This window comes from Actinokineospora inagensis DSM 44258 (genome assembly GCF_000482865.1).
Lineage (GTDB): Bacteria > Actinomycetota > Actinomycetes > Mycobacteriales > Pseudonocardiaceae > Actinokineospora > Actinokineospora inagensis.
Genome location: NZ_KI519518.1, coordinates 94,798 through 116,154, shown reverse-complemented (window position 1 = coordinate 116,154; position 21,357 = coordinate 94,798). Strand labels below are relative to the sequence as shown.

Here is a 21,357-nt window from a genome sequence, read left to right as displayed (position 1 = left end):
GGTGGAGTGGATGAGTCAAGAAGGTGGTTCGGAGCGCACCCAGCGCACCGTGGCCGAGTTGCTGGCCAAGTACGGCGGCGCGGCCGGTGAGGGCGCGCCGCGGCGGCGCAGGCGCAAGCCGGACGACGCCTCGGACACCGCGCCGCAGGCGATCATCGACCGGGTCATGTCCGACAGCGGCACGATGCTGCCGATCCGCGACGACCAGGACCAGCCCGAGCGCACCTCGCACCGGCAGGGCAGGCAGGCCGACCGGCCCGCCGCCCCGCAGCCGCACCAGCCCCCGCAGGCGCCGCAGCCGTCCCAGCAGGTGCCGCTGCCGGGTAGACGGGCCCGGCCGGAGCCCGTCGAGCCGCGCAGGCGCCCCCCGGTCGACCAGCAGCCGCTGACAGAGCAGCACCCGCCGGTCGCGCCGCCGATGACCCGGCCCGAGCCCCCACGCCGCGCCGAGCCGCCGAGGCAGCCCGAGCCGCCCCGGCAGGGCAGGCCCGTCGAGCCGTTCCCGAACCGGCCGGTCGACCCGGCCCCGCAGCCGTTCCCCCCGGAGCAGGCGCCGGTCGCCGCACGGCCGCCGCAGGGTCCGGCCACCGAGCAGCGCCCGCCGGTCGCCCGGCCGCGCCCGGAGGCCGTGGAGCCGCACACCGAGCAGTTGCCCCGGGTCCCCGCCGAGGACGCCCCGGAGCAGGCCGAGCCGCCCGCGGCGCAGGCCATGAGCCCGAACCGGGCACCGTTGCTGCCCCGTCGGGCGCCGGTCCCCGGGCGTCGGCCGGGCCCCCAGCCGGGCCAGCAGGGGCCGCAGCCCTCCCAGCCGCTGCCGGTCCCCCCCGGACCGCCGCAGCCCTCGCAGCCGCTGCCGGTGCCGCCGCGTCGCCCCGGGTTCCCCGGTGGCGAGTTCCCCGGCGACTCGTCGGAGACCGCGGTCGACCCGAACGGCCCGCCGCCGGAGTTCCACGACGAGTACGAGGGCTTCGACGACAAGGCCGCGACCCGGTTCACCGAGTACGAGGCGCACGACAACTTCGCCGACACCGTCGACGACGAGCACCTGGACGCCGACGACGACTACGACGGCCCGGTCGAGGACCGGGTCGCCGGGTTGGCCGACGAGGACGAGTACGACGAGGACGCGGCCGAGCGCGAGCCGCGCTCGGCGGGCCGCGAGTGGCTGATCATGATCGGCCAGCTCGGGCTGGCCGTGGTCGGCGGTGCCGTGGTGTGGCTGCTGTTCAACTGGCTGTGGCGGGTGCTGCCCGCGGCGGCGCTGATCGGCGCGCTGGCGGTGATCGTCGGGTTGGTGCTGATCGTGCGGAAGGTGCGGCGCGCGGAGGACCTGCAGACCACCGTGCTCGCCGTCCTGGTCGGCCTGTTGGCCACGGTGTCCCCGGCGGCGTTGCTCCTGCTGGATCGTTGATCCCGGTAGGTCTGTCCACCGCCTCGGTGTGGCCGAGGACGGCGTCGACCGCGTTCACCCTGGCCGCTGAGCTGGGGTACGACGGGGTCGAGGTCATGGTGTGGGCGGACCCGCTCAGCCAGGACGTGCCCGCGCTGGCCCGGCAGTCGCGCCGCAGCGGGGTGCCGGTGCTGGCCGTGCACGCGCCGTGCCTGCTGGTCACGCAGCGGGTGTGGTCGGCCGACCCCGAGGTCCGGTTGCGGCGGGCGGTCGAGGCGGCGCAGGACCTGGGGGCGACGACGGTGGTGGTGCACCCGCCGTTTCGCTGGCAGCGCCGCTACGCCGACGGGTTCGCCGACCTGGTGGCCGGGTTGGAGCGGGACGGCGGGGTCGCGGTCGCGGTGGAGAACATGTTCCCGATGCGCCGGGGTGGGGTGGTCGTGAGCGGTTTCCGGCCGTCGATCGACCCGACCGACGTCGGCCACGGCAGCTACACCCTGGACCTTTCGCACACGGCGGCGGCCAAGGTGGACGCTCGCGGGTTGGCGGCGCGGATGGGCGATCGGCTGCGGCACGTCCACTTGGCAGACGGAACCGGCCTCCCCAAGGACGAGCACCTGGTGCCCGGCCGGGGTGATCAGCCGTGCGCGGAGGTGTGCCAATCGTTGGCGCGCAACGGTTTCGCGGGCCAAGTGGTGGTCGAGGTGAGCACCCGGCGGGCGCGCGCGTCCGCGGAGCGTGTGGACGATCTGGCCGAGGCGCTGCGGTTCGCCCGGATCCACCTGGGTCAACAGTAGACAGTTCGGAGCAAAGGTAGGACGACCGGATGGCTGTATGGCTTGAGAGGACGCTGGCCGTACAGTTCGCGGGGTGAACCCGTTGCGTTCGTTGATTCTGGCTGCCGCGCGAAACGGCACCATCCGCCGTCTGGTGGCGACCGCTCCCGTGAGCCGGGACGTGGTGCGCCGCTTCGTGGCGGGCGAGACCACCGCGGAGGCGGTCGCCGTGACCCGGCGACTGGTCGACTCCGGTCTCACCGTCACCCTCGACCACCTCGGTGAGGACACGACCGACAAGGCCCAGGCCGAGCAGACCGTCCAGGCCTACCTTGACCTGCTCGACCAGTTGCACGCCCAGGGCCTGGCCGACCGGGCCGAGGTCAGCGTCAAGCTGTCCGCGGTGGGGCAGATGTTCGACGAGGACCTCGCCCTGGCCAACGCCCGGCGGATCTGCGCCGCCGCCGAGGCCGCAGGCACGACGGTCACACTGGACATGGAGGACCACACCACCACGGACTCCACGCTGCGCCTGCTCGCCGAGCTGCGGCAGACGTGGCCGTGGGTCGGCGCGGTCATCCAGTCCTACCTGCGCCGCACTTACGACGACTCGGTCGCGCTGGCCGCCGCGGACTCCAGGGTCCGGCTCTGCAAGGGCGCCTACAAGGAGCCCGACGGCGTCGCGTACCAGGACAAGATCGACGTCGACAAGAGCTACATCCGCTGCGTGAACGCGCTGCTCGCGGGGGACGGCTTCCCGATGTTCGCCACCCACGACCCCCGGCTGGTGCCCATCATCGGCGAACGCGCCGAGGCGCACGGCCGCAAACCCGGCAGCTTCGAGTACCAGATGCTCTACGGGATCCGACCGGACGAACAGCTCCGCTTGGCGCAGCTAGGCCACACCGTGCGGGTGTACGTGCCTTACGGCGGGGAGTGGTACGGCTACCTGATGCGCAGGATGGCCGAGCGACCCGCGAACGTGGCCTTCTTCCTCCGCGCGCTGGCCACCCGGAGCTGATTGTCTGGCGATCCGTGGCACAGCGCAAAATCGCGCGGCCGGGCGTGGCAGGCTATCGCCCATGAGTAGTGCTGCAGGGCACGGCGACGTCCGGGCGGGCGCGGGCGGGGCGTTCGCCGCCGCCGTCCGGGTGCGCCCACTGGGGGACGGCACGTTCACCGCCGACCTCCCGGGCGCCTGGACGGTCGGCGGGCGCCCGCACGGGGGGTTCCTGATGGCGTTGCTGGCCAAGGCGGCGGTGGCCACGCACAGCGGAGCCGGTGCGCCGCTGGTCGACCCGCTCGCGGTGAGCGCGCAGTTCCTGCGGCCACCGGGGGTCGGGCCGGTCCTGCTGCGCACCGACATCCGCAAGTCGGGCAGGCGTACCACGGTCGTGGCGGTGCACCTCGAGCAGAGCGGGCGCAGTTGCGTCGAGGGCGTGGTCACCACCGGGCGGTTACCGAGGGAGCGCGCGGCCTGGACGGACCTGCCGAACCAGTCGGCTGAGCCGCCGGGCAACGCGATCGACCTGTCCACGGTGTCGTCGGCCTCGGTGTTCAAGCTGAGCGAGGTGTGCGACGTGCGGCTGGACCCCAACGGCGCGGGGTTCCTGCACGGCCACATCGGCGACCCGCTGCGGCTGCGGCTGTGGGCGCGCCCGCGCGGTGAGCACGCCGACCCGCTGTTCGCCTTGGTGGCCGGGGACATCTCGATGCCGGTGACGTTCAACCTGGGCAGGCTGGGCTGGTCGCCGACGGTCCAGTTGACCGCGCACCTGCGGTCCCGGCCCGCGCCGGGGTGGCTGCGCATCCAGGTGGAGTCCAAGGCGGTGCACGGCGTCTGGTTCGACTCGGACGCGACCGTGGTGGACTCCACCGGTCGCCTGGTGTGCCAGGCGCGGCAACTGGCGCTCTCGGCCATCGGCTGATCCCGTGCCCGGGGCCGCGGGGTAGTCCGGGAAGATCGGTAACAGCCGGTTAGCCTGATCGCCATGACTGAGGCGAACGCGCGTCCGGTGATCGCCGTGCTCGGCGCGGGCAAGATCGGCGAGGCGCTGCTGTCCGGGTTGCTGCACGGCGGCAGGCAGGCCGACGAACTGCTGTTCACCGAGCGCTCGGCCGGTCGGGCGGCGCAGCTCACCGACACCTACGGCATCGACGCGGTCGACGTGCCGACGGCGGCCAAGACGGCCGACGTGCTGGTGGTCGCGGTCAAGCCGCAGGACATCGACCCGCTGCTCGACGACCTCGCCGCCGCGGTGCCCGCGCAGACCCTGATCGTGTCGCTGTGCGCGGGCCTGCCAACGTCGCTGTTCGAGCGCAGGCTGCCCGCCGGGGTGCCCGTCGTCCGGGTCATGCCGAACACGCCGATGCTGGTCGGCAAGGCGATGAGCGCGATCTCGCCGGGCAAGCACGCCACCTCGGCGCACCTGGCCGTGGTCGAGGAGATCCTGTCCGTGGTCGGCAAGGTCGTCCGGGTGCCGGAGTCGCAGCAGGACGCGGTGACCGCGCTCTCCGGCTCGGGTCCGGCGTACTTCTTCTTCCTGGTCGAGGCCATGATCGACGCGGGCATCCTGCTCGGCCTGCCGCGCGCGGTGGCCGAGAAGCTGATCATCCAGTCGGCGGTGGGCGCGGCGGCCATGCTGCAGGAGACCGGGGAGCACCCGGTGAACCTGCGCGAGGCGGTCACCTCGCCCGCCGGGACCACGATCATGGCCATCCGGGAGTTGGAGCGGCACGGGGTGCGCGCCGCGTTGTTGGCCGCCATCGAGGCGGCCAGGGACCGGTCACGGGAGCTGGGCAGCGCGCACGAGGCAGATTGAACCCGAAGTGACGTCGCACTTGTCACACGTGTCCCGCTACTCTCGATCGGTACACGTGCGTGTCGAATCCGTCGGTGGGGAAGCCGATGGCGCGACGCGTGGTTAAGGACGCGGTGGATCATGCCTGCGAGCAAGCGCGACTTGGATCCGCCCGGCCTCCCGCAGGTGCAATTCCTGACGGTGGCCGAGGTGGCGGCCCTCATGCGGGTCTCGAAGATGACGGTGTACCGGCTGGTGCACGGCGGTGAGCTGCCCGCGGTGCGGGTGGGCAAGTCGTTCCGGGTGCCGGAGAAGGCCGTGCACGACTACCTGCAGAACGCCTACTTCGACGCGGGCTGACGCGGGCGGTGGGCCGGCGGCGGGGGCGCGGCGGCGGGCGGGTACTCTGGTCAGCCGTTGTGCCTGGTGTCTTGGCGCGTCCTCGACGTCGCCGCACCGGAGCGCCGGACACCTGGAACGAACACGTAAGGACACACATGGGCTCGGTCATCAAGAAGCGTCGCAAGCGCATGTCGAAGAAGAAGCACCGCAAGCTGCTTCGCAAGACCCGCGTGCAGCGCCGCAAGCTCAAGAAGTAGTGGCCGACCGCGGCGTCCGCGATGGCGGGCGCCGCTGGTGCACCCCGTGTGACCTCCTGCGTGGCTCTGTCACGCGGGAGGTCGTCACCCATTCGAGTGGTTCAGTGCGCTTGAGTGGCCTGCCGCCTTGGCCGATTGGCTGCCGGTCTCAGACCGCGCGCTTGCGGTAGGCCAGCCCCGCCGCCACGGCCCCGGCCACCGCGCCCGCGCCGAGCACCGAGGGCACGCCGATCTTGGCGGCCTTGCGCCCGGTGCGGAAGTCGCGGATCTCCCAGCCCCGCTTGCGAGCCAGCTCGCGCAAACCGCTGTCCGGGTTCACCGCCACCGCGGTGCCCACCACCGACAGCATCGGGACGTCGTTGGACGAGTCCGAGTACGCCGTGCACCGGCGCAGGTCCAGCCCCTCCTTGGCGGCCAGCGAGCGCACCGCGTGCGCCTTCGCCGGGCCGTGCAGCATCTCGCCGACCAGCTTGCCGGTGAACACCCCGTCGACGCTCTCGGCGACCGTGCCCAGCGCCCCGGTCAGCCCGAGGCGGCGGGCGATGATGGTGGCCAGCTCCACCGGGGTCGCGGTGACCAGCCAGACCCGCTGGCCGGCGTCCAGGTGCATCTGGGCCAGCGCCCGGGTGCCCGGCCAGATCTTGTCCGCCATCAGCTCGTCGTAGATCTCCTCGCCGAGCGTGGTCAGCTCGGCCACCGTGTGACCGGCCACAAAGGACAGTGCCTGCTCCCGGCTGCTCCGGATGCCGTCCGCCGTCTCCCGGCCGCCGACCCGGAACATCACCTGCTGCAGGGCGAACTTGGCCAGGTCCGAGTTGGAGAAGAACTTGCGCGCGGCCAGGCCGCGGGCGAAGTGGAAGATCGACGCGCCCATCATGATCGTGTTGTCCACGTCGAAGAAGGCGGCGGCGGTCAGGTCGATCTCGGTGGGCGCGCCCGCGCCGCGTTCCATCGCGGCGGAGGCCGCCTCGGCGCTCGCCTCGCCCGCGAGCGCGGCCAGGCGTTCGAGTTCGGGGTTCTCCGCCCCACGCCGCACGGACACCGCACGTCCTCCCCGCTGGTCATCACCGGTCGCCACCAGCGTAGCGATCCACCGCCCGGTTCGGTGCCGACCTCAACCGATCTGGATCGCACCGAGACCGGGCAGCAGCGGCGGCAGCGCGATCGTGGGCAGCGGCAACGGAAGCGGCACCGTCACGCCGGGCGCTGCCGGGGTGCTGGTGCCGGGGGCCGTCTGGGTCGGGGCGCCGATGATCGGCGGCAGGTTCACCAACGGCGGTGCAGTCGTGGTCCGCGGTGGCGGCGGCGCGCTCGTCCTGGTCGGCTCGCTCGCCGGTGGCTGACCGGTCGGCACGGTCGGCGCCGCCGGGGTGGTGGTCACCTGGGGCACCCCGATCCCCGGCGCGGTGTCGGCCTGCGAGCTGGGTGGGGTCACCAGCACCCTGGGCGCGTCCGGGCGGACCTGGCAGGTGCCGGTCGCGGGCAGCGCGCCGATGTCGTCGAGGTCGCCGGAGGTCACCTGGTAGCAGGGCACCCTGGCGAGCAGACCCGCCGCGCGGCTGGAGATCCGGTCCAGCAGGCCCAGCGACGCCGAGACGCGGCTGTCGGTCGCCGACGGCAACTTCGCGCGCAGCGCGGCCAGCCGGGCGCCCTGCTGGTCGGCCCAGTCCCGCAGCGCGGTCAACTGGCTGCCGTCACCGGAGGTGGCCACGGCGGTGAGGCCGCGCGCGCCCGCGGTCGTGTCGTTGTCGAAGTCGCCGAGCGCGGCGAGGTAGCCGTCGGTCGGCGCGTCGGCGGGGTCGGCGAACCGGGCGGCCAGCGTCTCGATCTCGGTGACCCGCGAGGTGGCGAACTCCAGGTGCTTGAACGCCTTCTCCTCGGTGCCGAAGGTCAACCCGAGCGCGGCGGCCTCCCCGGTGCGCTTCACCCCGTACAGCGCGTCGCCGGGCAGCGCGTCCCTGGCCAGCAGCAGGCTCATCCCGGTCAGCGAGAACACCAGCGCCAGCGCGGCGACGGCGGCCACGGCGAACCGGGCGCGGGTCGACCCGCGCGGACCCGGTGACGGCAGGCGGCCAGGTGGCGCGGAGTCCGGGTCGCGCCGCCCACGCGGGGCGCGGCCCGCCCGCGGCGGTCGGCCGGGTCTGGGTTCGGGCCGCCGCTCCGGCGCGACGGTGGTCGAGCCCGCCGGGTCGTGCCGGTCCTGGCTGGTGCCGGTCTGGCCCGCGGTGTGGTTGCCGGTCTGGTCGCCGGCGTGGTCGCCGGAGTCCTGGCGGAGCGGGTCGGCCATCAGGCTGGCGGTGATCCTGGCCCGCATCCGGTCCCTGGCCGAGCCGTCCGGCGTGGTGAGCGGACCGAGCCCGGTGAGCAGTTCGACGACGGTGTGGTCGGTCTCGGTGAACTCGGGACCCAGTTCGTCGACCACGCCGGGATGCGCGCGGCCCGCGCGCGGTCTGTCCGCGCGCTCCCCGTGCGTCCCGGCTCCGCTTTCCACCATCCCGCTCCGACTCCTGTGGGTCTCGCTGTGGATGAAACGATTCCTCTGTCTCCGGGTTACGGCCCGGCCACGTGGCACATATCGATTGACCCCATCGGGTCAACTCAAACTCGTATGCGGGCCACGAGTCCGGAGCCCGCCACCTCCATCAACGCAGCTCGGTCGGCAGCAGTTGCGCCAGCCTGCGCACCGCGCGGTGCTGCAGCGCCTTGACCGCGCCCTCGTTCCGGTTCATGATCTCCGCCGTCTCGGCGACGGACAAGCCCTGCAGGAACCGCAGCACGATGCACTCCCGCTGGTCGTCGCCGAGCTGGTCGACGCAGCCGAGCAGCGCCTCACGGGTGACCTTGGACATGACCTGCTGCTCCGGACCGGCCTCGAGCCGCTCGGAGTCGCGGATCTCGCCGGTGGTGACCTCGAGCCGGAAGCGGCTGGACTTCACGTGGTCGAGCACCAGGTTCCTGGCGATCGTGACGAACCAGGCGCCGACGTCGCGGCCCTGGTAGGTGACGGAGGTGATCCGGCGTAAGGCCCGTAAGAACGTCTCGCTGGTGACGTCCTCGGCGAGCTCGCGGTCCCCGACCCGGAAGAGGACGTACCGGTAGACGACGTCGACGTAGCGGTCGTAGAGCTGACCGAAGGCCACCGTGTCGCCCTGCTGGGCGGCGTGCACCAGCGCCCAAGACTCGCTGTGCGCCACGTCCGGCACCGCGGACCCGGTCTGGCCGTCGGTGCCCGACCGTGCCGACGGCACGCCCCGGTCGGTGGGGTCGGATCGCGTCTGGCGGGTCATCGGACGGCCGCACACTCCCTCGGTCCCGGCGGTCGCGCCACCGCCGGGGGATCGCTCGAGCAGCTTACGGATTGTTACTTTTCAGTAGGTAACGGTGGGTGGGCCAGGATGGGGATGAAGTGAGTAGTTAACCGTGACGTGGGTGATCCGTGCCACACTGCGCTGCTCGCTGCTCCCTGATGGTGACCGGACGACGGAGAGGCGCCACCGATGGTCGACCCACCCGTGGACGTGCCCACCGGCAACGTCGCCGACCTGGTGACCGGGGCGAGCGAGAAGGTACCCGGCCGTCCCGGCCTGGTCGACGTCCCCGGTGGCCGTTCACTCACCTGGCAGCGGGTCGACGCCGCCGTCGACCGGTATGCGCACGTCCTCGCCGAGCGCGGGGTCGCTCGGGGGGACCGGGTCGCGGTCGTGGTGTCCAACGGTCTCCAGGCCTGTGTGGTGCTGTTCGCGGTACTCCGGGTCGGGGCGGTCGGAGTGCCGCTGGGGGTGGACGCCGTGCCCAGGGAGATCGACCGGGTTCTGGACCACAGCGGTGTGTGTTTCGCATTTGGCATACCCAGGGTTACCGATCGCGCTGGAAGAGTCGGCACCGCCCTCCCCGATCCGGTGATTGAGGATGCGCCGAGTGAGCGGTTTTCCGCCATTGGCGGCGGCGAGGACCTCGCCCTGCTCTGCTACACCTCCGGCACGGCGGGCAGTCCACGCGGCGTGATGCTGTCGCACCGAGCGCTGCTGGCGAATGTCGGTCAATGTGCTGCCTTGCGTCCCGCGCCCGTTGTCGCTAACGACCGGGTCTTGTTGGGAGTGCCACTCGCGCACGCTTACGGACTGTCCGGCTTGTGGCAGGTAGCGCTAACCGGGGCAACAGGTGTGCTGATCGGCAGGTTCACCGTGGACGCTGCCCTCGACGCCTGCCGCGAACACCGGGTGTCGACGGTCGTCGGCGTACCGGCGATGTACCGGGCCATGGCCACGGCGGGCCGCGACCGGCTCGGCGACGCGCTGTCCCGGGTCCGAATGCTCACCTCCGGCGCCGCCCCGCTCGACCCGCGCACGCACGCCGCGTTCCAGGCCGCGACCGGGCTGCCGATCTTCGAGGGCTACGGCCTCACCGAGACCGGCCCGGTGCTCACCTCGACCCTGGTCGGCGGCGCCAACCCGGTTCGGTCGGCCGCGCGATCCCCGGGGTCGACCTGCGCCTGGTCGACGCCGACGGACTGCCGGTCGCGAGCGGGGACGACGGGGATGCCGGAGATGACGTGGTTGCCTCGTTCGGCGAGGAATCCGATACCGGCATCGTCTCCGCCCGTGGCCCGAACCTGTTCAGCGGCTACTGGCCGGACGGTGACGGCGGCCCCGACGCGGACGGCTGGTTCCGCACCACCGACGTCGGCCACCTCGACGCCGACGGCGACCTCCGCCTGGTCGACCGGGCAGGCGACCTGATCATCGTCAACGGTTTCAACGTCTACCCGCACGAGGTCGAGCAGGTCATCGCGGAACTGCCCGGCGTTGCCGAGGTCGCGGCGATCGGCGTGCCCGACGACCGCGCGGGCGAGCGGGTGAGGGCGGTCGTGGTGGCGGTCGCGGGCGCCGACCTGACCGAGGACGGGGTGCTGGCGCACTGCCGGGCGAACCTGGCCCGGTTCAAGGTGCCCGCTTCGGTGGTTTTCGTCGAATCGGTCCCCCACTCGGCAACCGGGAAGATTCGCCGGGCCGGTCTGCGGAGTAGCGTCGACGTGTGAGTGAAGCGGTTGGCCGTGAGGTGACGGTGGTGACCCGGGTGGGCTGCCACGCCTGTGAGGTGGCCGAGGTCGAGGTGGCCAGGATCTGCGCCGAGGTCGGGGCGCGGTGGTCCACCGTGGACGTCGACTCCGACGGGGAACTGCGGGCCGAGTACGGCGACCGGGTGCCGGTGATCCTGGTGGACGGCGCCGAACACGGGTACTGGCGGGTGGAGGAAGACCGGTTGCGCGTCGCCCTCGCCTGATCGGGGATCCGATCCGGGACGGCCGCTGTTCCGAAGGACAGACGTGGACACTGCCACGGGAACAACAGAAGAGACGACGGCCCCGGCCGGGCGCCTGGGATTCTGGGTCGCCGCGCTGATCGGCGTCCTGTCGGTGGCCGCGGCGCTGGCCGCCGGGCACCTGGTGGCCGGGTTCGTCGGCCCGAACGCCTCACCCTTCCTCGCCGTCGGCAACACGGCGATCGACCTGACCCCGTCGTGGCTGAAGGACTTCGCGGTCGAGAACTTCGGCAGCCACGACAAGCAGGTGCTGCTGTCCGGGATGGCGGTCACCGTCCTGGTGCTGGCGGTCCTGGCAGGCGTCCTGTCGCGCCGGTCGGCGGTACCCGGGACTGTCCTGGCCGCGCTGGTCGGTTTGCTGGGGGTTTTCGCCGTGCTGCACCGGCCGGACCTCGGGTCGATCGCGGTGCTCGCGCCGATCGTGTCGCTGGTGGTCGGTGTGGCGGTGTTCCGGTTCCTGCACGGCGCGGCGGTGGCCGGGGTGGACGACGAGTCGCGGCGGCGTTTCCTGCGCCTGTCGGCGGGCGCGGTGGTCGGCGCGGGCGTTTTCGGCGCTGTTGGGCAGTTCCTGGCCGGTCGGGTCGATGTGGAGGGTTCGCGCGCCGCGGTCGGTCCGCTCAAGCCGACCACCCCGGCGCCCCCCATCCCGGCGGGTGCCGACTTCAGCAACATCGGCACGCCGGGCTTCATCACCGGCAACACCGACTTCTACCGGGTGGACACCGCGTTGACCGTGCCGCGGATCCGCGCCGAGGAGTGGCACCTGCGGGTGCACGGCATGGTCGACAAGGAGCTCAACCTGAGCTACGCCGACATCCGCAACCGCCCGCTGGTCGAGCGCGCGATCACCTTGACCTGCGTGTCCAACGAGGTCGGCGGGCCGTACATCTCGACCGCCAAGTTCATCGGCGTGCCGCTGCGCGACCTGCTCGCCGAGGCCGGTGTGCTCGACGGCGCCGACGAGCTGTATTCGTCCAGTGTGGACGGTTGGACCTGCGGCACCCCGTTGGACGCCGTGCTCGACCCGAAGCGGGGCGCGCTGCTGGCGATCGGGATGAACGGCGAGCCGCTGCCCGTCGCGCACGGCTTCCCCGCCCGGATGGTGGTGCCCGGCCTGTACGGGTACGTGTCCGCCACGAAGTGGGTGGTGGACATGGAGGTCACCAAGTTCGGCCAGAAGACCTTCTACTGGGAGGACCGCGGCTGGGCCGAGCGGGCGCCGATCAAGACCGAGTCGCGCATCGACGTGCCGCGCGGGTTCAGCTCGCAGCCCGCCGGGCGGGTGACCGTCGCCGGGATCGCCTGGGCGCAGACGGTGGGCGTCGCCAAGGTCGAGGTGCGGGTGGACGGCGGCGACTGGCAGGAGGCCGACCTGGCCACCGAGGTGAACGACCAGACCTGGCGGCTGTGGCGGACCGCGTTCACCCTCGGGCCGGGCGACCACCGGGCCGAGGTGCGCGCCACCGACCGCACGGGCGTGGCGCAGACCGAGACCAGGGTGCCGCCCATCCCGGACGGCGCGACCGGTTGGCACTCGGTGCTCTTCTCGGTGTCCTGAGCCGATCTTTCACCCTATCGAGCGGAAAATCGGCTCAACCAAGCCAAACCAGGGGTCGGGTGCGGTCGAATCCCCGGCGACAGTCCCCGTTGTAAGGAGATCCTGGTGAGCAAGTTCAAGCCGGTCCTCGGTGTCGCCGCCGCCGTCGCTGTCGTCGCGGTGGCCGTGACCGCGTGTGGCAGCAAGGATTCCGGCGCCCCCACGACCACGACAGCCCCGGCGGCATCGACAGCTCCGGCGACCATGGCGGGGATGAACGCGTCGGGCATGGGGGTGACCACCGCGTCGGAGGTGTTCGGGCCCAACTGCAAGGACCTGCCGCAGGGCGACACGGCGGGTGGCCTGACCGCGATGGGCACCCAGCCGGTGGCCACCGCCGCGAGCACCAACCCGCTGCTGACCAAGCTCGTTGCCGCGATCACGGCGATCCCCGGCCTGGCCGACACGCTGAACACCACCGACAACCTCACCGTGTTCGCGCCCGCCGACGCGGCCTTCACCGCCCTCGGCGACGCGAAGTTCAAGGAGTTGGCCGCCAACCCGAAGGAGTTGGCGCCGGTCCTGCAGTACCACGTGCTGCCCAAGCGCTACGACCGCGACGGCCTGGTCAAGGCCGGGAAGGTCCAGTCGCTGGACACCGCGGGCGGCGACATCACCATCGCGGGCACCGGCGACGACATCACCGTCGACGGCGCCAAGGTGCTGTGCGGGAACATCCCCACCCGCAACGCCACCGTCTTCGTGATCGACAAGGTGCTGACCCCGAAGGCCTGATCCGGCGCGGCCGGTTGATCAACACGGGTGGACGGGTCGCGGCCGTCCACCCGTTCGCGCACCCACCGGAAGGGGGAGGCGAGGGTCACCTATGACGTAGCTCCAAGGCCCTGGCCACCGACTTTGTGCACACGTTCACAAGCGGTACCGTAATGGCGACCCGGAGTCGGAAACCCCTCGAGGAGCTCTCACGTGGCGGCACAGCGAGGCCAGCGGAACGGGGTCGGCGTCACCCCGCCCGCCCCCACCGCCGCGGAGATCACCACCCCCATCCCGAGGGTCACCGAGGTCCCCGCCGCCCGCGACCGGGCCCGTGCCATCCCCGAGGCCGCCGTCGCCAGGCTCGCCGTCTACCTGCGGGTGCTCTCCGGCATGCAGGAGCAGGGCGCGGGCACCGTGTCCAGCGAGGAGCTCGCCGCCGCCGCCGGGGTCAACTCGGCGAAGCTGCGCAAGGACCTCTCCTACATCGGCTCCTACGGCACCCGCGGCGTCGGCTACGAGGTGGCCGTGCTGATCGAGGAGATCGAGCGAATCCTGGGACTCACCAGGAAACACAGCGTCGCGGTCGTCGGAATCGGTAACCTGGGACACGCCCTGGCAAACTATGGGGGATTCCCAGGACGAGGTTTTCCCGTGACCGCACTGTTCGACGTCGACCCGGACCTGGTCGGTGTGCCCGTCGGCGGGCTGCCGGTCGACCACATCGACGACATCCCGCGGGTGTGCGCCGAGCGCGAGGTCTCCATCGGCGTCATCGCCACCCCGCCGCCCGCCGCGCAGACCGTCTGCGACCGGCTGGTCTCGGCCGGGGTCCAGTGCATCCTGAACTTCGCCCCGGTCGTGCTGCAGGTGCCCGACCACGTCGAGGTCCGCAAGGTCGACCTCGCGGTCGAGCTGCAGGTGCTGTCCTTCCACGTCGCCCGCCGCGCGGACAACGCGATCGCGTTCGCCGAGGCGAACGGTGGGGCCAACGGGCACGTGCCGGGGGTGGTGGTCTCGTGAGCGTCATCGCCGTCGGCATGTCGCACCGCTCCGCCGAGGTGCGGCTGCTGGAGCGGGTCACCGTCGCCGCCACCGACGTGCCCAAGGTCCTCGGCGAGCTGCTGGCCTGCCCGAACGTGTCCGAGGCGGTCCTGGTCTCCACCTGCAACCGGGTCGAGGTCTACGCCGTCGTCGACGCCTTCCACGCCGGGCTCGCCGACATCGCGGGCGTGCTGTCCCGCCACGCGGGCACCGACGCCGCAGACCTCTACGAACACCTGTACGTGCACTACGCCGCCGCCGCGGTGCAGCACCTGTTCACCGTCGCCGCGGGCCTGGACTCGATGGTCGTCGGCGAGTCGCAGATCCTCGGCCAGGTCCGCACGGCCTACGGCGCCGCCAAGTCGGCGGGCACGGTCGGGCGCACCCTGCACGAACTGGTCCAGCAGGCGCTGCGGATCGGCAAGCGGGTGCACACCGACACCGGCCTGGACCAGGTCGGCGGCTCGGTGGTGTCCGAGGCGCTGGCCGACGCCGACACCGCGCTCGGCGGGCTCGCCGGTCGGCGCGCGTTGATCGTCGGCGCGGGCTCGATGGGCGGCCTGGCCGCCGCCGCGCTGCGCCGCGCGGGCATCGGCGAGGTCGTCATCGCCAACCGCTCCGACGCCAACGGCACCCGGCTGGCCGCGTCCCTGCGCGAGCAGGGCGTTCCGGCCCGCGCGACCGGGCTCACCGGGCTCACCGCCGCCATCGCCGCGGCCGACCTGGTGGTGTCCTGCACCGGCGCGGTCGGCGCGGTCATCACCGAGGACCACCTCGACCCGAGGGTCAAGCCGCTGGTCATCTGCGACCTGGGCCTGCCCCGCGACGTCGCGGACGGCGTGGCCGACCTCAACGGCGTCCACGTCGTCGACCTGGCGAGCCTGCAGCGCAGGCTGGCCGACGCCCCCAGCGGCGCCGACACGAGGCGGGCCACCGAGATCGTCGCCGAGGAGGTGCGCGGCTACCTCGCCGCGCAGCGCTCGGCCGAGGTCACCCCGACCGTCACCGCGTTGCGCCGCCGCGCCGCCGAGGTCGTCGACGCCGAGTTGCTGCGCTTGGACGCGCGGCTGCCCGACCTGGACGCCCCGGTCCGCGACGAGTTGGCCCGCACGGTCCGCCGGGTGGTCGACAAGCTGCTGCACACCCCCACGGTCCGGGTGAAGGAACTCGCCTCCGGACCGCGTGGGACCGGGTACGCCGAGGCGCTGCGCGAACTGTTCCAGTTGGACCCGCAGAAGCCCGCGTCCGTCGCCGCGCCGGACGACGCGGCCGCCTTGCCAGTTCAGTCTCTTGTGGACGGTGGTGCCCCGTGGACCGAGTGATCCGGATCGGCACGCGCGGCAGCGCGCTCGCCCTGACCCAGACCGGCACCGTCGCCGACGCGCTGACCCGCGCGGGCGCCCGGGTGGAGATCATCACGGTGTCCACCCCGGGTGACCGCTCCAGCGCGCCGATCGCCGAGATCGGCGTCGGCGTGTTCACCTCCGCGCTGCGCGACGCCCTCGCCGACGGCACCGTCGACGTGGCCGTGCACTCGTACAAGGACCTGCCCACCGCGCCGGACCCCCGGCTCTCGCTCGCCGCGGTCCCGCTCCGCGAGGACCCGCGGGACGCGCTGGTCGCCCGGGACGGCCTCACCCTGGGTGAGCTGCCCCCCGGCGCGCGGATCGGCACCGGCTCGCCCCGCCGCGCCGCGCAGTTGCGCGCGCTGGGCCTCGGGCACGAGATCGTGCCGATCCGCGGCAACGTGGACACCCGGATCGCGATGGTCGCCAACGGTGAGCTGGACGGCGTCGTCCTCGCCCGAGCCGGCCTGGCCCGGCTCGGCAGGCTCGCCGAGATCACCGAGACCCTCGACCCGATCCAGATGCTGCCCGCGCCCGCACAAGGGGCGTTGGCTGTCGAGTGCCGCGTCGACGACGTCGACGTCGAGCACCTGCTCCAGTCCACAGTGGACGATGAAGCCACCCGCGCCGCGGTGGCCGCCGAACGCGCGATGCTCGCCGCGCTCGAGGCAGGCTGCAGCGCGCCGGTTGGCGCACTGGCCGAGGTGGTGGAAGACCTCGACGCCGACGACAAGGTGGTGTACCGCCTGTCGCTGCGCGGGGTCGCCGCCGCGTACGACCCGACCGACCCGGCCGGGGCGGTCGACGTCATGCGCGCCTCGGCCACCGGTGACCTGACCGCAGGAGCGCAGCTCGGCCGGGCGCTGGCCGCCGAGCTGCTGGAACTCGGGGCCGGGGTGCTCTCCGGTCCCGAGGCGTAGTTGATGGGAAGTGGCCTGACATGACCACCCGTGCACGAAAGTCCCCCGGACGCGTCGCCTTCGTCGGCTCCGGCCCCGGCGACGCGGGACTGCTCACCGTCCGCGCGAAAGAACTGCTGGAGCGCGCGGAGCTAGTGGTGACCGACCCCGATGTTCCCTCCGGCGTGTTGGCGTTGGCCCGACCCGGCGCGGAGGTGCGGCCCGCCGTCGGCCAACCCGCCGACGTCGCCAAGGACCTGGCCGCCGAGGCCAAGGCGGGCCGGGTCGTGGTCCGCCTGGTCGCGGGCGACCCGCTGACCCACTCCGCGGTGGTGGCCGAGGCGCAGGCCGTGGCCCGCACCAGCGCGGTGTTCGACGTCATCCCCGGCGTGTCCGCCGCCACCGCCGTCCCGGCGTACGCGGGCATCGCGCTGGGCTCCACGCACACCGAGGTCGACGTCCGCGGTGACATCGACTGGGCGGGGCTGGCCGGTGTGCCCGGTCCGCTGGTGTTGCACGCGGGCGCCAGCCACCTGGCCGAGGCCGCGTCGTCGCTGGTCGAGCACGGCCTGGCCGCGCAGACCCCGGTCGCGGTGACCGCCGAGGGCACCAACACGAGCCAGCGCACCATCGACACCACGCTCGCCTCGCTGGCCGCCGACGCGGGCGAGATGTCCGGGCACCTGGTGGTCACCGTCGGGCAGGTCGTCGCGCAGCGGTCGAAGCTGTCCTGGTGGGAGTCGCGCGCGCTCTACGGCTGGCGGGTCCTGGTGCCGCGCACCAAGGACCAGGCGGGCGAGATGAGCGAGCGGCTGCACCTGCACGGCGCCATCCCCAGCGAGGTCCCGACCATCTCGGTCGAGCCGCCGCGCAGCCCCGCGCAGATGGAGCGCTCGGTCAAGGGCTTGGTCGACGGCCGCTACCAATGGGTCATCTTCACCTCGACCAACGCGGTCCGCGCGGTGTGGGAGAAGTTCGCCGAGTTCGGCCTGGACGCCCGCGCCTTCTCCGGCGTCAAGATCGCCTGCGTCGGCGAGGCCACCGCGGCCAAGGTGCGCTCGTTCGGCATCAACCCCGAACTGGTGCCCTCCGGCGAGCAGTCCAGCGAGGGCCTGCTCGCCGACTTCCCGCCGTACGACGACATCCTCGACCCGGTCGAGCGGGTGCTGCTGCCGCGCGCGGACATCGCCACCGAGACACTGGCCGCCGGTCTGCGCGACCGCGGCTGGGAGATCGACGACGTGACCGCGTACCGCACCGTGCGCGCCGCGCCGCCACCGGCCGAGACCCGCGAGATGATCAAGACCGGCGGGTTCGACGCGGTGTGCTTCACCTCGTCGTCCACCGTGCGGAACCTGGTCGGCATCGCGGGCAAGCCGCACGCGCGGACCCTGGTGGCCTGCATCGGCCCGAAGACCGCCGAGACCGCCCGCGAGTTCGGCCTGCGGGTGGACGTGCAACCCGAGCACGCGACCGTGCCCGCCCTGGTGGACGCGCTCGCCGAACACGCGGCCCGGTTGCGGGCCGAGGGGGCGCTGCCCCCGCCGCGCAAGACCAAGCGCGCGCGGCGCTAGGACCGACAACGGGCGGTGTGCCCCGGCACGCCGCCCGTGCGCTTCGAGAGGCTCCCGATGTTCCCCAACCACCGCCCGCGCAGGCTCCGCCGGACCCCCGCGCTGCGCCGCCTGGTCAGCGAGACCGAGGTGCGGCCCCGGCAGTTGGTCCTCCCCATGTTCGTCAAGGAAGGTGCCACTGAGCCCGTCCCGATCGCGAGCATGCCCGGCGTCGTCCAGCACACCCGCGACTCGCTGCGCAAGGCCGCCGTCGAGGCCGTGCAGGCGGGAGTCGGCGGGATCATGCTGTTCGGCGTGCCGCTCACCCGGGACGCCACCGGCTCCGGCGGGATCGACCCGGACGGCGTGCTCAACGTCGCCCTGCGTGATCTGCGCGCCGAGCTCGGCGACGACACGGTCCTCATGTCCGACCTGTGCCTCGACGAGTTCACCGACCACGGCCACTGCGGCGTCCTGGACGACAAGGGCGACGTCGACAACGACGCCACCCTCGCGGTCTACGCCGACATGGCCCTCGCCCAGGCCGACGCGGGCGCCCACTACCTCGGCCCCAGCGGCATGATGGACGGCCAGGTCGGCGTCGTCCGGGAGGCCCTGGACACCGCGGGCCACATCGACACCGGCATCCTCGCCTACTCCGCCAAGTTCGCGTCGGCGTTCTTCGGCCCCTTCCGCGACGCCGTCGAGTCGCAACTGGTCGGTGACCGGATGAGCTACCAACAGGACCCGGGCAACGCCAGGGAGGCCCTGCGCGAGACCACCCTGGATCTCAACGAGGGCGCGGACCTGGTCATGGTGAAGCCCGCCCTGGCCTACCTCGACGTGATCCGGGCGGTCCGCGAGCTGGCCGACGTGCCGGTCGCCGCCTACCAGGTCTCCGGCGAGTACTCGATGGTCGAGGCCGCCGCCGCGAACGGCTGGCTCGACCGCCGCCGCACGATCATGGAATCGCTCACCTCGATCCGGCGGGCAGGCGCGGACGTCATCCTCACCTACTGGGCCACCGAGGTCGCGGGCTGGCTGTCCGAGCACTGATCCCGGAGCGGGTATCTTCGCGCGGGTGACGGTGCCAGAAGAACCCCCGGTCATGCCCACCGCCGACGAGGCGGAGGGGCGGACGGACCCGCCGCGGTCGGTGCGGGTCTCGTTCTGGCTCTGGGTGGTCGCGGGCGCGGTCGGCGTCCTGGGCGCCGCGCTGTTCTTCGCGTTGCGGGAGGACTGGGCGCGGCGGGAGGCGGAGCGGGCGCGGCAGGCCGGGCAGGACATGAGCGCGTTCGACGTCCTGCAGACCGCCAAGGGCCTGTCCTGGTGGTTGCTGCTCGGGTCGATCGTCTTCCTGGGGTTCTTCCTGCTGCTGGCCTACCAGGCGCGGCGGGGGGTGCGGAAGGCGCGGGCGTTGCTGCTCGTGCTGGCCGTCTTCGGGGTGCTGTTCCAGTACTCCGTGGGCCGGGTGACGATCTACGGGTTGCTCAGCGCGCTGCTGATCCTGATCGCCGTCGGGTTGCTCTACGGGCGGGGGGCCCGCCGGTACTTCGCGGTCGACCGGTGACCGACTACGGTCCCGTGCTCTACGCCGAGCCCGGGTCGACGTGGTGGCCGGTGCTCTGGGGACCCGTGTTCTGCGTGGCGGGCGCCGTCGTCGAGGCGCTCACCGGTCCGGTGCACGGGCTCGCGTGGGTGGTCGTTGGTCTGGTCCTGTTCGGCATGACGGCGGCGTGGGTCAGCGCCCGGCGCAAGATCTGCCGGGTCGTGTTGACCCCCGCCACGCTGCGCCAGGGCCGGGAATCGCTGCCGGTCAAGGACATCAGGGCGGTCACCGACGTCGGCGCCCCGGTCGGGGCCAGGCCACTGGGCGGCGGGTGGACCGTGCCGAAGAAGACCACCGAGGTGCCGGTCGAACTCGACGACGGCAGCGTGGTCCTGGGCTGGGCGCGCGACCCGGCGGCGCTGGTCGCCGCCCTGCGGCCGTTGGTCACCGGTGAACACCCCGAGAACGGGGGCGCGGAAACTCTCAGGAAGCAATAACTTCTCCCCATGACATCTAGTGGCCCTGGTCCCCAGAACAACCCGTACGAGCCGATGCCGTCGGCGCCGCCGCTCAACGAACAGCCGGTCACCGCCGTGCGGCCGAAGTCGGTCGACACGGCGTTCCTGCTGTTCGTGGTGAACGCGGTCATCGGCCTGGTCGGCTCGATCATCAGCTTCACCGTCAGCAAGGACACGGTGCGCGACAGCCTGCGCGCCTCCGGGAAGTTCGCCAGCGACGCCGACTTGGACAAGGCACTGACCGCCAGCCTGGTGTTCGCGGCCGTCGTCGCGGTCATCCTGTTCGCGCTGTACTTCCTGTTCGCGTTCAAGATGCGCGCGGGCCGCAACTGGGCGCGGATGACCCTGGCCATCCTCGGCATCCTGGCGATCCTGCTCAGCGTGCTCAGCCTCACCACCGAGGGCACCGCGCCGCTGGCCATCGTGGTCAGCGTCGTGCAGATCCTGCTCATCGGTGGCGCGGTCTACTACATGTTCACCGCGGACAGCAAGGCCTACTTCGAGACCAACCGCCGCCGGTAGCTCTCGGCTCCGGGTCCCCAGACGCACGACCTCGACAGGGCGGTGGCCGCGTGGCCGCCGCCCTGCGCGGTTCGTATGGGACGGCCTGACCGGAATGCGGTCGATGTCCGGAGGCAATAGCGTCGCGCCATGACCACCGGTGGACCCGAGTACGACGCCCCGCCGCCAGTCCAGACCGCGTCCGCGCCGCGCGCCGCCCGGCCCAGGGCGGTGACCGCCGCGTTCGCGCTGCTGGTGCTGGAGGCCACGCTGAACCTGGTCATCCTGGTCCTGGTGGTCTCCGTCGGCCGCGACGGCTTCCGCGCCGTCTCCGAGCAGGTCGTGCGGGACAGCGGCAAACCGGTCACCGCGGCCAACGTCGACTCACTGATGACCTCCAGCTTCACCACCGCCCTCGTGCTCGCCCTCGTCCCGTGCGTCGTCTACGGCCTGTTCGGGTTCCCGCTGCGGTCGGGCCGCAACTGGGCGCGCAACGTCGTGTCGATCGTGGCCGTCGTGCACGTGGTGCTGCTCGGGTTGAACCTGGTCTCCGGCGGCTCGGGCCTCACCCTGGTGTTCAACGCGCTGCAGCTCCTGCTGCTCGGCACGGTCGTGTACTTCCTGTACACGAAGGATGCCAAGGACTACTTCGAGGCGGGCAGGCGGACGGGACACCCCTCGTAGAGGGCGGGTGAACCGATTCGGGACGCCGCCACCGACGTGGCGATCGCCTCGTAACACGGGGCGG

22 protein-coding genes and 1 pseudogene are annotated in these 21,357 nt (G+C 72.5%); 20 read left to right on the top strand and 3 right to left on the bottom strand.

What is annotated here, in order from left to right:
• The first annotated feature begins 10 nt into the window (after positions 1–10).
• The 7 genes from H504_RS41725 (at position 11) to H504_RS40630 (ending at position 5,566) form a co-directional block, all read left to right on the top strand.
• Positions 11–1,411: a GlsB/YeaQ/YmgE family stress response membrane protein gene (locus H504_RS41725; RefSeq protein ID WP_051386407.1), complete on the top strand. Its 1,401-nt coding sequence runs from the start codon at positions 11–13 to the stop codon at positions 1,409–1,411.
• Positions 1,408–2,187, top strand: a complete 780-nt coding sequence (locus H504_RS0130145) for a sugar phosphate isomerase/epimerase family protein (RefSeq protein ID WP_026425835.1) — start codon at positions 1,408–1,410, stop codon at positions 2,185–2,187. Before H504_RS41725 ends, H504_RS0130145 begins: the two co-directional genes overlap by 4 nt.
• Positions 2,188–2,260: 73 nt before the next feature.
• Positions 2,261–3,187 (top strand): proline dehydrogenase family protein, encoded by a 927-nt coding sequence (locus tag H504_RS0130140; protein WP_026425834.1) that lies wholly within the window; start codon positions 2,261–2,263, stop codon positions 3,185–3,187.
• Positions 3,188–3,248: 61 nt separating this feature from the next.
• Entirely contained in the window at positions 3,249–4,094 is an 846-nt protein-coding gene (locus tag H504_RS37755) for a thioesterase family protein (protein ID WP_051386406.1), read from the top strand.
• A gap of 63 nt (positions 4,095–4,157) precedes the next feature.
• Positions 4,158–4,988 (top strand): pyrroline-5-carboxylate reductase, encoded by an 831-nt coding sequence (gene proC, locus H504_RS0130130; protein ID WP_026425833.1) that lies wholly within the window; start codon positions 4,158–4,160, stop codon positions 4,986–4,988.
• Between the two features lie 120 nt (positions 4,989–5,108).
• Positions 5,109–5,327, top strand: coding sequence for a helix-turn-helix domain-containing protein (locus tag H504_RS0130125; protein WP_026425832.1), 219 nt, complete (start codon positions 5,109–5,111; stop codon positions 5,325–5,327).
• Between the two features lie 137 nt (positions 5,328–5,464).
• A complete protein-coding gene (locus tag H504_RS40630; protein WP_018684825.1) occupies positions 5,465–5,566 on the top strand; it encodes a 30S ribosomal protein bS22 in 102 nt (33 codons plus the stop codon).
• Positions 5,567–5,714: 148 nt separating this feature from the next.
• Here H504_RS40630 and H504_RS0130115 read toward each other — a convergent pair whose 3' ends face one another.
• From H504_RS0130115 to H504_RS0130105, 3 genes are all read right to left on the bottom strand, one after another.
• Entirely contained in the window at positions 5,715–6,518 is an 804-nt protein-coding gene (locus H504_RS0130115) for an HAD family hydrolase (RefSeq protein ID WP_342668814.1), read from the bottom strand.
• A 162-nt stretch (positions 6,519–6,680) separates the two neighbouring features.
• Positions 6,681–8,060 (bottom strand): DUF5667 domain-containing protein, encoded by a 1,380-nt coding sequence (locus H504_RS37750; protein WP_157440725.1) that lies wholly within the window; start codon positions 8,058–8,060, stop codon positions 6,681–6,683.
• 148 nt (positions 8,061–8,208) lie between these two features.
• Positions 8,209–8,853, bottom strand: a complete 645-nt coding sequence (locus H504_RS0130105; RefSeq protein ID WP_026425830.1) for a sigma-70 family RNA polymerase sigma factor — start codon at positions 8,851–8,853, stop codon at positions 8,209–8,211.
• Positions 8,854–9,063: 210 nt separating this feature from the next.
• On the opposite strand from H504_RS0130105, the pseudogene H504_RS37745 reads away from it, so the two are divergent.
• The 13 genes and pseudogenes from H504_RS37745 to H504_RS0130035 all read left to right on the top strand — a co-directional run bounded on the left by H504_RS37745 (position 9,064) and on the right by H504_RS0130035 (position 21,293).
• Positions 9,064–10,604 (top strand): annotated as a pseudogene (locus tag H504_RS37745) (class I adenylate-forming enzyme family protein).
• On the top strand, positions 10,601–10,849 hold the full coding sequence (locus H504_RS0130090; protein ID WP_026425827.1) for a glutaredoxin family protein: 249 nt from the start codon (positions 10,601–10,603) through the stop codon (positions 10,847–10,849). The pseudogene H504_RS37745 and the gene H504_RS0130090 overlap by 4 nt, the downstream one beginning before the upstream one ends.
• Positions 10,850–10,892: 43 nt before the next feature.
• On the top strand, positions 10,893–12,446 hold the full coding sequence (locus H504_RS0130085) for a molybdopterin-dependent oxidoreductase (RefSeq protein ID WP_084468392.1): 1,554 nt from the start codon (positions 10,893–10,895) through the stop codon (positions 12,444–12,446).
• 105 nt (positions 12,447–12,551) lie between these two features.
• Positions 12,552–13,220 (top strand): fasciclin domain-containing protein, encoded by a 669-nt coding sequence (locus H504_RS0130080; protein WP_026425825.1) that lies wholly within the window; start codon positions 12,552–12,554, stop codon positions 13,218–13,220.
• 192 nt (positions 13,221–13,412) lie between these two features.
• Positions 13,413–14,222 carry a redox-sensing transcriptional repressor Rex gene (locus tag H504_RS0130075; protein WP_026425824.1) on the top strand — a complete coding sequence of 270 codons (810 nt, stop codon included), beginning with the start codon at positions 13,413–13,415 and terminating at the stop codon, positions 14,220–14,222.
• Positions 14,219–15,565, top strand: coding sequence for a glutamyl-tRNA reductase (locus tag H504_RS0130070; RefSeq protein WP_084468389.1), 1,347 nt, complete (start codon positions 14,219–14,221; stop codon positions 15,563–15,565). Before H504_RS0130075 ends, H504_RS0130070 begins: the two co-directional genes overlap by 4 nt.
• Entirely contained in the window at positions 15,553–16,509 is a 957-nt protein-coding gene (gene hemC, locus H504_RS0130065) for a hydroxymethylbilane synthase (protein ID WP_026425822.1), read from the top strand. The genes H504_RS0130070 and hemC overlap by 13 nt, the downstream gene beginning before the upstream one ends.
• 20 nt (positions 16,510–16,529) lie before the next feature.
• Entirely contained in the window at positions 16,530–18,062 is a 1,533-nt protein-coding gene (locus tag H504_RS0130060) for a bifunctional uroporphyrinogen-III C-methyltransferase/uroporphyrinogen-III synthase (RefSeq protein ID WP_026425821.1), read from the top strand.
• A gap of 57 nt (positions 18,063–18,119) precedes the next feature.
• Positions 18,120–19,097: a porphobilinogen synthase gene (gene hemB, locus H504_RS0130055; RefSeq protein ID WP_026425820.1), complete on the top strand. Its 978-nt coding sequence runs from the start codon at positions 18,120–18,122 to the stop codon at positions 19,095–19,097.
• A gap of 25 nt (positions 19,098–19,122) precedes the next feature.
• Positions 19,123–19,611: a hypothetical protein gene (locus H504_RS0130050; RefSeq protein WP_157440724.1), complete on the top strand. Its 489-nt coding sequence runs from the start codon at positions 19,123–19,125 to the stop codon at positions 19,609–19,611.
• The gene (locus H504_RS37740) at positions 19,608–20,087 is read left to right on the top strand and encodes a hypothetical protein (RefSeq protein WP_051386404.1); all 480 of its coding nucleotides are present in this window, start codon (positions 19,608–19,610) and stop codon (positions 20,085–20,087) included. The genes H504_RS0130050 and H504_RS37740 overlap by 4 nt, the downstream gene beginning before the upstream one ends.
• A 9-nt stretch (positions 20,088–20,096) precedes the next feature.
• A complete protein-coding gene (locus H504_RS37735; protein WP_157440723.1) occupies positions 20,097–20,630 on the top strand; it encodes a hypothetical protein in 534 nt (177 codons plus the stop codon).
• A gap of 129 nt (positions 20,631–20,759) precedes the next feature.
• Positions 20,760–21,293: a hypothetical protein gene (locus tag H504_RS0130035; protein WP_026425818.1), complete on the top strand. Its 534-nt coding sequence runs from the start codon at positions 20,760–20,762 to the stop codon at positions 21,291–21,293.
• Positions 21,294–21,357 lie beyond the last annotated feature (64 nt).

Excerpts from the sequence above, each read along its gene's own strand:
- H504_RS41725 (WP_051386407.1), top strand. The coding sequence starts at position 11 with ATGAGTCAAGAAGGTGGTTCGGAGCGCACCCAGCGCACCGTGGCCGAG.
- H504_RS37755 (WP_051386406.1), top strand. The coding sequence starts at position 3,249 with ATGAGTAGTGCTGCAGGGCACGGCGACGTCCGGGCGGGCGCGGGCGGG.
- proC (WP_026425833.1), top strand. The coding sequence starts at position 4,158 with ATGACTGAGGCGAACGCGCGTCCGGTGATCGCCGTGCTCGGCGCGGGC.
- H504_RS0130125 (WP_026425832.1), top strand. The coding sequence starts at position 5,109 with ATGCCTGCGAGCAAGCGCGACTTGGATCCGCCCGGCCTCCCGCAGGTG.
- H504_RS40630 (WP_018684825.1), top strand. The coding sequence starts at position 5,465 with ATGGGCTCGGTCATCAAGAAGCGTCGCAAGCGCATGTCGAAGAAGAAG.
- H504_RS0130115 (WP_342668814.1), bottom strand. The coding sequence starts at position 6,518 with ATGGAACGCGGCGCGGGCGCGCCCACCGAGATCGACCTGACCGCCGCC.
- H504_RS37750 (WP_157440725.1), bottom strand. The coding sequence starts at position 8,060 with ATGGTGGAAAGCGGAGCCGGGACGCACGGGGAGCGCGCGGACAGACCG.
- H504_RS0130105 (WP_026425830.1), bottom strand. The coding sequence starts at position 8,853 with ATGACCCGCCAGACGCGATCCGACCCCACCGACCGGGGCGTGCCGTCG.
- H504_RS0130060 (WP_026425821.1), top strand. The coding sequence starts at position 16,530 with ATGACCACCCGTGCACGAAAGTCCCCCGGACGCGTCGCCTTCGTCGGC.
- hemB (WP_026425820.1), top strand. The coding sequence starts at position 18,120 with ATGTTCCCCAACCACCGCCCGCGCAGGCTCCGCCGGACCCCCGCGCTG.
- H504_RS37735 (WP_157440723.1), top strand. The coding sequence starts at position 20,097 with ATGACATCTAGTGGCCCTGGTCCCCAGAACAACCCGTACGAGCCGATG.
- H504_RS0130035 (WP_026425818.1), top strand. The coding sequence starts at position 20,760 with ATGACCACCGGTGGACCCGAGTACGACGCCCCGCCGCCAGTCCAGACC.